This window comes from Corynebacterium tuberculostearicum (genome assembly GCF_032821615.1).
Classification (GTDB): domain Bacteria; phylum Actinomycetota; class Actinomycetes; order Mycobacteriales; family Mycobacteriaceae; genus Corynebacterium; species Corynebacterium tuberculostearicum_H.
Genome location: NZ_JAVBIF010000001.1, coordinates 574,993 through 584,810, shown reverse-complemented (window position 1 = coordinate 584,810; position 9,818 = coordinate 574,993). Strand labels below are relative to the sequence as shown.

The 9,818-nt window shown below is 53.7% G+C and carries 8 protein-coding genes and 1 pseudogene; 3 read left to right on the top strand and 6 right to left on the bottom strand.

Going from position 1 to position 9,818, the window contains the following annotated elements:
* Positions 1–254: 254 nt before the first annotated feature.
* Positions 255–629: a hypothetical protein gene (locus RAE09_RS02790; protein ID WP_316980874.1), complete on the top strand. Its 375-nt coding sequence runs from the start codon at positions 255–257 to the stop codon at positions 627–629.
* Positions 630–782: 153 nt separating this feature from the next.
* Here RAE09_RS02790 and RAE09_RS02785 read toward each other — a convergent pair whose 3' ends face one another.
* The 6 genes and pseudogenes from RAE09_RS02785 to RAE09_RS02760 form a co-directional block, all read right to left on the bottom strand.
* Complete coding sequence (locus RAE09_RS02785) at positions 783–1,481, bottom strand: hypothetical protein (RefSeq protein WP_316980873.1); 699 nt, start codon at positions 1,479–1,481, stop codon at positions 783–785.
* A gap of 159 nt (positions 1,482–1,640) precedes the next feature.
* Positions 1,641–2,771: a DUF3322 domain-containing protein gene (locus tag RAE09_RS02780; RefSeq protein WP_316980872.1), complete on the bottom strand. Its 1,131-nt coding sequence runs from the start codon at positions 2,769–2,771 to the stop codon at positions 1,641–1,643.
* Positions 2,758–6,129 (bottom strand): ATP-binding protein, encoded by a 3,372-nt coding sequence (locus RAE09_RS02775; RefSeq protein ID WP_316980871.1) that lies wholly within the window; start codon positions 6,127–6,129, stop codon positions 2,758–2,760. Before RAE09_RS02775 ends, RAE09_RS02780 begins: the two co-directional genes overlap by 14 nt.
* Positions 6,113–6,763 (bottom strand): DUF4194 domain-containing protein, encoded by a 651-nt coding sequence (locus RAE09_RS02770; protein ID WP_150850728.1) that lies wholly within the window; start codon positions 6,761–6,763, stop codon positions 6,113–6,115. Before RAE09_RS02770 ends, RAE09_RS02775 begins: the two co-directional genes overlap by 17 nt.
* The gene (locus RAE09_RS02765; protein WP_250410223.1) at positions 6,760–8,193 is read right to left on the bottom strand and encodes a DUF3375 domain-containing protein; all 1,434 of its coding nucleotides are present in this window, start codon (positions 8,191–8,193) and stop codon (positions 6,760–6,762) included. Before RAE09_RS02765 ends, RAE09_RS02770 begins: the two co-directional genes overlap by 4 nt.
* 509 nt (positions 8,194–8,702) lie before the next feature.
* Positions 8,703–8,858 (bottom strand): annotated as a pseudogene (locus tag RAE09_RS02760) (organic hydroperoxide resistance protein); the annotation flags it as partial.
* 195 nt (positions 8,859–9,053) lie between these two features.
* Here RAE09_RS02760 and RAE09_RS02755 point away from each other — a divergent pair.
* On the top strand, positions 9,054–9,338 hold the full coding sequence (locus tag RAE09_RS02755) for a zinc-binding dehydrogenase (protein WP_316980870.1): 285 nt from the start codon (positions 9,054–9,056) through the stop codon (positions 9,336–9,338).
* Positions 9,335–9,622: a hypothetical protein gene (locus RAE09_RS02750; protein WP_250410174.1), complete on the top strand. Its 288-nt coding sequence runs from the start codon at positions 9,335–9,337 to the stop codon at positions 9,620–9,622. Before RAE09_RS02755 ends, RAE09_RS02750 begins: the two co-directional genes overlap by 4 nt.
* Positions 9,623–9,818: the final 196 nt, after the last annotated feature.

Here is a 9,818-nt window from a genome sequence, read left to right as displayed (position 1 = left end):
GCAGACGGCACTCCTGGTGCAACCTTCTAGCCCCCGATGACTTCGAGGCGCTTAATTCAGCTACACTGACCCAAGCAGCATAGCTAACCCCCGACGTGTCTACTTTCCGGGGGCCAGGCCCGTATTTGAATGAGGACGCAGATCCATGGATCAGGACTGTACGTGCAATTAATGTTGTTGTTAACGGCTACGAAAACTCGGGTGGGAGGAATAATGCGTCACCCTACAGTGAAGCGACAGCAGATCACATAAAGATGAAGCAGGCATTCGCTTCTCAGGGGTATGGGAAATCGCAGAAACTCTTGAACTGCACAGATTTGGTAGCGGAATATTTCGATGGCTTCCAGGGCGGAGAAATGTACAGCCGGTTCAATCGGTCCGTGCATCATAATGTGGTGAGACAAATTGAGCTCGCATTAGCTCAAGACAGAGATGAGCGTCAGAATGCAGTTGAAACCTTTGAAATTGCTATTCGGGCTGCAATTGCGGTCGGTGCAGCGGCTTTTAGCCTTCAAGAGTTTAGACACTGCAGCGGTGTCGATGTCGACCCGATCCATGCTTTAAGAGATGTCTTTGAGGATTGGACCTCTTATCTCGACCACCTGGGCAAACAGGGATTTGTTGCCTAGCTCCGTCAGCTCGCATGTAACTCGTCATGATGCTCCTATAGAGCTGCTATTGACTCTAAAGGGGGTGGTAGGGCATAATCTTTAGCAGGAGCAGCCCTACATCATGTACAGCTGCTCGACCCTCACCGAGGCTACTGGCAGGTGAGGGTCATTTTATTGTGAATTCCAGTTCGGCTTCGGGAATGCTTGCTTCGGAGTTACCTTTAGAATTTCGCAATGCTCTTCCAAGTATTTCTGGTATAGAAATGTGCTTTGCCCTCCGTGGGTAAAAGTGCGCCTGTATGTAAAAGCGACGAGGTCCGGTATCCAAAGGCAAGTTTCATCGGCAGGGCTAATCCATGCCAAACTGATTCCAGAGTGCAGTGACTTTTTCTTGCGCATGCGCTTGAGGGTATTTCTGTCTTTATCGTTATCTGACTGAGAGTGGCGTGCTTCGAAAATTATGCCTTTCAGAGAAGGCTCATTCTTGGTGAGTGCAGTAATGAGCAGTTCAAGGCAATCTTGACGAGCATGCTCAATATCCTGATTTCGTTGCAGTGGTCGAAGGCAGGCTATATATTGCAAATCCTCAAAGTCATCGCATAACTTGAGCATTTCTTCGACTTTCTTCCGGCCATCACAACTGCGCATCGATTCGGTCGTATGCCAATAGTTCGACTGTGCAGTCTCCCTGAGGAGGCTCCGAGTGTTACTAAGGTGTTCGAATTTGATGGCCGTGCCGACCAGGATATAGAAAGATTCTGAAAAGTCCTCCTCTGGTGCAACGTAGCTTTCGTCGATGAAGGCAATGATGTCATCAGGTTTTGAGCGTTGGAAAATACGTAATAGGGAAGGGTGAATCCGGTCTGGCAAAGGCCTCTCCAAATGAAAGATTGAATTATATGTTCGAATACTACTTAAGCATATGTATCAGGGGCAGACAATGTTTAGAGCTAGTTTGTGTAACGGTTCCGAGCTCAATTATGCGACAGCCGCGCCATTCGGTTTCCGGGCGTGATTTTAAACGTTAGATCAATCTAATTTGTGGTGGATGGCGTCGCTCGCGTGTGTGAAAGGGATTCGCTCTTGCTCAATTCGCAGCCTGCCCTCGGTGAAGAGTAGACGGTAGGCTTCCTGCTCTTCGGTGGTGAGGTGGGTGAGCGTGGCTGAACCGTCGCCTGGGTCGGGGACAGCGAGGTGCTTAAACGCAGTTACGGTAGCAGTATCCATGAGCAGAGATGCGGTGTGGGGGAAGCGGGCGCGCACGGCGTTGAGGATGCTGAAGCCCGCAGCGTCGAGATCACCCCAGTAGGTGATTTCAGATTGGTGGAGCCAGTTGAGGGCGTGGAGCTGATGCGCTGCGGTGCCGGAACCTAAGACAGCAATGGTGGGCGGAGCGGCGTCCGAAAGCACAGGTAAAGCCAGAAAAGTTTGTTTATTTTCCACGATGAGCACTCGCGGTGGCCTGGTGGGGAAAAGGGATGCGGCGTGGGAGAGTGGAATCTCGAGGTCGGACACTGCCGGGACGTGGTTGAGATAGCGCAAGCGAATACGGGCGTCGCTGCGGCGCAGTCCTAGTTCCGCGATGCCGAAAGGAGAAAGCAGGGTTAGCAGCAGGCGCCGGTGGGACCCGATCCACTTGCCATCAACGCCCTCTACGGGGACGGCGCGTTCCCACTCACCCGAATCGGGATGGGTGAGCAACCAGTTCAAACACGGTCTCAAGCAATGCAGGTCGTAGGCGCTTAAGTCTTTCCACTGCTTGTAAGCACGGTGAACGGTGTGAGCGAAGTCAGGGTGCTCGGGGAAAATCGAGGCGATCTTTTGAGCTCTTTGAACCGCATGCGAGTATGTTGTGGCCATGCCTGCTGCGGAAGCGATGCGTTCAGGTCCATCAATTACCACGCGTACAGGCACGGAATTGGTGCCCAGCCCAGTACGCGACCAATTGCGGGACTCGTAGATAACCTCTTCCTGGTGCGGCCAGCGCTGCCAGGCGCGGATGAATTCTTGGGTCATTGGTAAATCGCGTTTGGCGGTGGCTGCCGTCGGTGGATGTAGCGGCCAGTCCAAACGGAGGGAATCCGGCGAAGATAGCGCCTCCGCAAAGTGGTTGCGCAAGAGCTTTGCCGCATGTGCTTGTAGGTCTTTAGGAATCCGCATTGGGGTCCTCCTGGGGATACGAGGCGGCGTCGATAAGTGAATAGCCTGTGCGTGCCTGTGGACGGCCATGAATGATGGGCTCGTCGTAGTTGACCACGATTGTGCCGTCGACGTAGGGCGATAATGTTTGAATCAGCTTGAATGGCGTTGCCAAAATCATGTGGAAACCAAACGATTCAAACACAGACATTGCCGTGCGGGTAAAGGCTGGATCTGCGCGGTCAAAAGCTTCGTCCAAAATGATGGAACCATAGGTGGGAACATCCTGATCCGGCTCCGCTAGCCGGAAACGCAGGGCCGCAGCCAGGCAGAAGAAAACTAGCTTTTGTGCCTGGCCACCAGAGAGGGAAGCAGAATCCTGATAAGTATTGGCGGTTGTTCCATCGGGGTAGCATTCGCGGCCGATGAAGCTTACGTGTTTTCGGGTATCAAGAACCAGGTTGCGCCAACGAATATCTTCCGGTTGGGTTGAACCCAAACGGCTGAGAATTTTATCCAAAGCATGGTAGCGCCGCAACGCCGCTTCCGGCTCATCTGCGCTGATCTCGGCCAGGCTATGCGAAGTCGCGGAATCTAGATCTCGCTGGAAATCCTGTACTACCTGGCCGCGAGCGTCTTTCACATCAATTCGCAAGATACGGTCGCCATTAAAGGGCGAGCGCTCCAGCGACTTATTGATAAATTCCATACGCAGCTCGATATCGCTGCGAGCGTGGCGCAACGAAGAAGCAAGGTGAGACAGATTTTGCACCGTTGTTCCGTTGAGTAGTTCCAAGAACTGAGCACGGAAATCGGCAAGGCGATCGGCCCGAAGGAACTTCAACTTTTCAATGCCCTCACCGGCAAAGTTTGCCTGTGGCTGTAAATCCGCAGATTCCGCTGGCCACTGAGACAAGTATTTGTGGAGAACGGAGACAATCTTGGCATTTATCTCCTCGATGTTTCGTGCAGCCGCGCGGGATGTATCGTGCAGGCTGTTTTGTACTGCATCGCGCCGGGAATCGATGTCATCGATGGAAAGCTTGCGCTTTCCGTTGTGGAGGGCCTCTTTGACCTCCTTGGCTATAGCTTCGTCAGCGATGGTAGGTACGGTGCCGATGTTCTGGCGACGCTGTGTGGAGCGCTGGAGATCGCCCTCAATGCTTCCAAGGTGCTTTTGAGATTGCTTAAGGCGGGCACGGGCTGCAGCTAGCCTATCCTTTGCTCGATTATGCGCGGCATGTAGGGCTTTCGCCTCGGGTGACGAGGCAAGAGAATCATATTGCCGTTGCAGATCTCGTTTGCGAGTTTCTGCAGATGCGGTATCAATATCCTGAAACTTAGTCTCTAACACCAGTTTCGCTTTATCGCGTTGAGTGCGCAGGATATCCATTTTTCGGTTTAAGTCTTGAACTAGCTTGGCGGTGGCACTGGCATGGGCTTTTGCTTTATCGAGTTGCGTGCGCAGCAGCTCAATCTTGGCGTCATTGGTAGAGCCCACCCGGTACCAGCTGGTGCCGGAAAAACGCCTGCGGTCGTCTTTAATAAAGCGGGTAGACCCATCTTTATCCTTAGGGCGGCTTTCTAAGCCATCGCGAGTAACAGCTGGGGTCTTAGTTACCTGTTCGAGCGCCGCGACTGAACTGACACATTCGTAGTTAAATCGGCGTGAAATATGATGGCGGACCCACGGTGCCATAGGGTGGTCTTGGAAATCCAGCTTGTGAATGAGTTGTTGTGGGCTACGCGCAGTTGCTGGTGCGGGTGCAAACTCAGGGATGGTTCGGTATTCGAGCCGGGTCCCCACGTCCCGAGAATTGACCCACTGATTAATCGCTTTCTGTGCGCTTTCCGGAACCAGCAGGGTAGCAGCAAACCCGTGAAGAAGCTTTTGGAGGACCGGCTCCCATTCCGTCTGTTGCGGACTAATATCCATGAGCTCACCAGCAAACGGAAGTTCTGACTCGGCGTACCCCGTATCGTGAGCGAGCTGGGACCGTAGCTCTACCAATGCTTTGTCTATGTTGGTGTTTCGCGAACCGAAAGAAGCGAGTTCGCTTTTCAGAGTGGCAAACGTTGTCGCGGCGTCGCGAGCAGCTACTCCAGCCTCTTGCTGCTGATTGATGAGCTTGGCAGAGTCAGATTCGAAGTCCGCGATGCGCAGCTTCGCATTAGCCTGAAGTTCCGCAAAGCCATGCGGATTGAACTCATAATTGTCGGTCCACCGGCCGGCGGCAGTGGCCAAGCGCCGGAATTCTTTGGAGCGGTGCTCGATTTCTTTTTCAGCAGTCTCCATTTTTGCGCTTAGGGCATCGAGCTCGCCGGCACTAAGTTGAGACACAGCCACTGCTGCTAACCGCTCCGTCTCGTCGAGGTGTTTGACCTCGTCCTCGAGAGACTCGGCATCTGATTGAGCCTCAGCCAACTGCGCGTTTAGCGCTCTGATTTGATAGTCCAATTCCTCAGCCACCATGCGAGCTCGGACCGCTGGTAGCGCTTCACTCATGGCCTCGGCCTTGTGCTTGGCAGATTCTGCAACATCTCGCTGCGCATGCAGACGAGGAAGGGGAGCGAGTGTGTCAATCTGTGCTTTGACATCCTCCACCCGCAGGTAAGCTTGGCGGAGGTCCTCGAATTGCTCCACAGCTTCATCGGCTCGCTCGAAAGTAGAGGGCTTGTCCAGCATGTAGCCTCGGAAGAGCTGATCCAGGCTGGATAGGGACTTAGCGGATTGAGTGCGGTGCAGGAGCACCTGGCCTAGTTCGCTTTTGATCCCAAGGCGCTTACGAAAGCGATCTGCGAACGTACTATACGTCTGTGTGAAAGATGCCCCTGGTCCCTTATATAAAGCTTTAATCTTGCGGGTATCTAGGCTCCGCGTGAGCAGGGAACTCAGCTTATCGATGTCCTCATCTCCCTGCACCACTCCGTAGAGTTTCTTAACCTGGCTCACGGAATTTTCACCGCCATTGAGGCGGAAAATAGCAATGAGGGTATGCTGCTTTCCAGCTCCGTTATCGTAGGTCAGGGCCACAATTGAATTCGTTGCGCCCGTTCGCAGGTACTCGGGAGCAATCTCACCCGTCTGTGTATTTTCCTGTTGCCGCCATGCACCACGCACATAGGATACGAGATTGCGACCATCATGCCGCCCAAGGTCCTGTTGCGATGCCGCGTTAAATTTCAGATCTTTCTGCGGTACTAACACCGCCGACATTGCATCCAATAAGGTAGATTTGCCGGAACCGGATCCGCCGGTGATTAGGAAACCCTTTCTAGCTACGGGGATGGAAAAGTATCCGTGAAATGTGCCCCAGTTAATTAATTGGATGCGGCTTATCCGGTATTGGCCTTGGTAAATTTTAGTCATTCGAATCATCCTCTTGGCCATTTCCTGTCTCCGCTAGGCGGGCGTACTCGTCCCGGATGGCGGTAACTGTGGCGGAATCGAAAAGCTGGCGCAATACGGGGGAAACCTCAAACCGGCCTTCAGTCTCAGTAGCGCTTAACAGTGAATATTCATTGCGGATGCGTTTGATTGCTGCATTGAAGCGATTATTGAATCCGGCCTCGTCTCGGTTATCAACCGCGCGGACGTACCCGATTCCCTCTCGCAGGTCTTCCACGTCCACGATTACACGTTCGCCAGGTAGCGCCAGCCCCAGTTCTTGGCGCAGGTTTAACAAGATGGCTGTGTCGATGTGCTTGAGCTTATCCGTGCGCAGCACCTGCGGAATAGCTAACGTTTCTTCTTCCACCATTCGGGTGAAGGCGAATCCTTCTGCTTCATCGATAACGAGCTCGAGAAATAACTCGTGCAGTCTAGCCCGCAGGTTTTCTTCGTCTGAAATAATCGCAGCCCACAAGACAGGTTCCTTCTGTGCTCGAATAAGTGGTCCTTTTAGCAGCTGTACCAACGCGCGGCGTGAGTTATACGTCAGCGTTCCTTTATCGCTATTCCAAAGCGGCGGTTCATGCTCGGAATCGACGCGGTGATTAAGTGCAGCGGTCACGATAGCTCCTCAATGGTGGTGCGGTCGAAATACATAGTGGGAATGAAGGCGGCGCGTGTTGCGCCGTTTTCTTCGGTCCAAAAGACCTTCTCCGTGGAATTTCTCAAGTCAGGCAGGGGGTGCTGATCCGCAATGTGCACCAAGCCCACTACACTAGCTAAGCCTTGCGTGGCAGGGTAGGCCTGCAATACTTGGCCAATGGTGCACGGGCCCGCCTTATCGACGGCCTTTCGAATCATCTCGTGCAACTCTTCAAAGTCAATCTCTGATTCGCGCACTAGCTCGAGTAATGCTTCTGCGTTTTCCTCGCCTGGCTGGAACGCCTCAGGTGATTCCTCTACTACCTCTCGACCTGGGTTGGCTAAGCGAATGCGTGAAACGGAGTGGATGGACATACCGATGCGCTGCAGCGGCGTCTCCATTCGGTGAAAGGCCTTGAGCTCAGAGTTCTGCGCAGCATCAATGGCCATACCGCGCGCCTCTCTTAGGAGCTCAATCATGCGCCTGTCTTCTGCGAATTGCTCTGAGGAAACGTAGTTGCGCAAGCTACGCGCCAAGCCAGTCATCGTCTGGTTGACATCGAAACTCGTGTCTTCCATATCGCGGAAAAGATTTCGCAGGTGCTGCCGCATTTCTGGCGCCAGCTCCTGGCCGGTATCGCTTTCTAAAACTTCTTTTATCCACTGGTCCAACCATGCACTGCGTTCCCTATCCATAAGAAGGGAATAGAATCCGCGGAAACTGCGTCCAGCCTCAGATTCAGCAATATGGTCCACGCCGGTGAAGATCTCTTCGAGCACATCGCCGCGGTATCCCTCTGGGTCTAATAACTGCCGGCGTAGTTGATGATTGAGGGCCTCAAGTTCGTGGCGCACTCGGGCGAAATCGCTCGGTACCGCCGTTGCCATATTAAGCACGTCTTGTACACGTTCTTCTGTCTCTGCTGAGGTTAAGGATTCGAACTGTCCTAAACGTGCCTTTTCAATTTCCTGGTCAATGCGGTTCCGTTCTGCCTCGAGACTGGCAACGCGACTGGCGATGTCCTTATTCGTGTCCCTTGCTAACCGTTGTAGGGCCGAGCTAATGGATTCCACCCGTGATGCTGTGACGGCAGATACCGGTGACTCCCACCGCTCGATGGCCTCTAGAGCAGAAAGTGCGTCTTCGCTTGGTTCCAACGTTTCGCCGTGTGAACTTTTACCTGATTTTCTCACCAACCATCCTGCTTTTACCCAGTCAGTGCAATAACTCTGGGGCGTACGGGGCATGGCAAAATCGTTGGCAATAACCTCAAAATCAGTGACCATCAACTCGTATACCTCCGCCGCTGGCCGTGCTCGGGTACCGCGGGGGAAGTACTCTGCGATCAGCGCCAAAATTACCGGCGCGTTATCAGCCGCAAGCAGTCGTACCGCCGCAGAATTGTGCATTAACCGTCGCAGTGAGAGGGCCCTAGCTTCAACAGACATGACTCGATTTTGACAGCTGTGGCGGACATGTGCAGTGGTGTCTGGTTCATTTATTCGATTTTTGGGTTTTCGAGTAGGGGTGTAAAGAGGATCCGTGCGCGACATGTGGCAGAATTCGCCGTGCCGGTGACAGGTCATTTAGCCCGTCCGAACCGTCGACGATGTGGACAACTCCAATGAAGTACCGGGAATTGGTTTTTCACCGACGCCAAAGACGGAGCAGAGTCAGGGTATTGCGTGATGTAGGATTCGCCTGATTTTCGTTTGTAAAAGATGATGAAACCAGTCATACTTCCGCTTTCTCAAAGTGCGGATTAATTTATCTAAGCAAGCCCAATGATTTTGAGTTTCCCGCAGATAGTGTCGGCTGTATTCAAGACTCCGTTATTTCAAGGTTGGCAGTAAATTGTGAAAAGAAACCCCTCACCACAGCAATGCTGTAGCGAGGGGCTAGAGGCTAGACGCCAGGATTAGTCCTGTGCAACACCAACGTTGACCTCGATGTTGCCGCGGGTGGCTTTGGAGTAAGGGCACATCTGGTGGGCGGCGTCGGCAAGCTCTTGTGCCTTGTCGTCCCCAATGCTTGGATTGGTGACCTCGAGATTGACGCAGAGGTAGAAGCCCTCACTGCAGCTGCTTACGTCCTTTGGTTGGTCATAGTGAAATCTGGATCGGAATTCTTGACTATTACGCGCTCGCCTCGGTCTGCTCCGATGGAGAGTGTTTTGGCGGGAGCACTGCGGGTTCGTTGCCTAACAGGGGCGAAGGCCGCGCTTGGCGATGTCCCCGCCTCAATCGTCTCCTGTGCCGGAGCCACCGTTATGGCTGCCCTCGATACGGCCTGTCCCTCCATGGACTCGTTGAAGGAAAAGCGGGTCCTAGTCGTGGGCTTAGGCATGCTCGGTCTCCTTGCAGTGGAGGCCGCTTTGCGCGCGGGCGCTGCCGTCACCGCGACGGATCCCAACTCTCATCGGCGCAGGTACGCTGCTCAGCTGGGTGCCTGCATCTCCGGTTTTAGTGACTTCGATCCCGCTTTAGATATTGTTGAGAACTTCGACGTCGCGCTGGAATTCTCCAGCTCGCCCAAGGTGTTATCACCTGTTTGAAGCCTCTCGACATTAATGGCGTGGCCGTACTCGCCGGTTCCGTTGCGGACAGCCCTGCTATCGACTTGGACCCCGAATGGATTGTCCGCGGCTGGCGCACTGTTACCGGCGTGCATAACTACGAGCCGCATCACCTTGAGCAGGCCGTCGACTTACTTGCCGGCTCCCGCATTGACTGGCAATCTGTCACCGATGGCCCTATCACCCTCTCCCAAGTTCCCGAGGCATTTCACCGTTCGGCAGGGGAGGGGATGCGGAGGGTGGTTGACCTTAGCGAGTCATAAATCGCAGGAGAGCAGCGCCTTAGCTTTGTAGGCAACGTATTTCTTCCGCGACGCTAGCTCCGCCGATTTCGTCCACTGTGCTTGGGAATCCGCCGCGAAGCGCGGCGTGGCACTCGCCCTCTATGCCACCTGAACCTGAATTGCCACGTTTCTCGCTGGGGAGAGTACTAGGAAGAATTAGCGGGGCTAAGATATG